General features: G+C 72.6%; 1 protein-coding gene and 1 pseudogene. Both read right to left on the bottom strand.

Annotation, left to right across the window (positions count from 1 at the left end; translation table 11 throughout):
• Positions 1-262: pseudogene (locus BN903_RS04600) on the bottom strand (hypothetical protein); the annotation flags it as partial.
• Positions 263-306: 44 nt separating this feature from the next.
• Positions 307-1,004, bottom strand: a 698-nt coding sequence (locus BN903_RS04595; RefSeq protein ID WP_079890578.1) for a methenyltetrahydromethanopterin cyclohydrolase, incomplete at its 5' end; no start/stop codon positions are given.

The following is a 1,004-nucleotide window of genomic DNA, read 5'->3' as shown; positions in this document are numbered from 1 at the left end:
CGTCTCGGAGCCCCTCGCGGACGCGCTCCGGGATCGGCTCCGCGTCGGCGCGGACGAACCCGCGCGAGGTCTCCTCGACGAGTCCGAGCGTCCGGAGAAAGGCGAGCCAGTCGTTGGCGGTCTGGCGGTCGGGGAGGTCACAGCGGTCCTGAAGCCGGGCGCAGCAGTCGTCGGTGTCGCCGGGGACGAGCGGGACCGCGCGCTGGTACTCGCGGAGCGCGTCGAGGTCGGCCGGGGGTTCGGGGACGGGTTTGAGTCGCACGGGAGTGGACGGGGCGGGGGTTCAGTCGGTGACGCTCGGTGGAGTCAGCGGTAGCCGAACGACTCCGCGAGCAGTTCCTCGTCGGTCTCGCCCACCGTGTAGACGGGGCCGTCGACCACGTCGACGGTGACCTGTGCGGGGGCGAACACGCTCTCGGGGACGTCGTAGAAGTCCCAGTCGGCGTCCTCGAACACCTCGACGAAGGGCGTGCCGTACTCCTCGCTCGCGGTGGAGACGATCTCGTCGAAGCGGTCGTCGTCGCGCGCGACCTGGAGGTGGACCTCGCCGCCGTACGCCAAGGCGTCGTTCGTCCGCCCCATCGCCTCGGTCTCGTCGCGGGTCGGGGGCGCGATCGGGGCAGAGCCGGAGGCGTGGAGCACGTCCGTGGGCTCGTAGCCGACCTCCAGCAGGCGGAAGACGGCGAGTTCGGCGGCCCGGGCCGCGGTGGTGACGGAGCCGGCGGTCGAGCCGGTCGCGAACGTCGGGAGGAACACGCCGTCGGTTTCGACCTCGGCCATCTCCGCGACCTGCTCCGCGACCTCCTCGTCGGGCAGCGCCGTCGACTCGATCGTCAGCGTGGCGAACTCCGAGGAGTCGTAGTAGCCGACGCGCTCGAACTCGGTCTCGCCGCCGACCAGCGCGCGGGCCGGCCCGGAGCCGAGCCCCTCGAAGCCGCCCTCGGTCGTCAGCTCCCAGCCGGCCTTCTGCGAGCAGAGCAGCGCGACCGCGGGGTGGGTCGGTC

The organism is Halorubrum sp. AJ67 (assembly GCF_000513435.1).
This window is presented reverse-complemented; position numbering and strand designations above follow the sequence as displayed.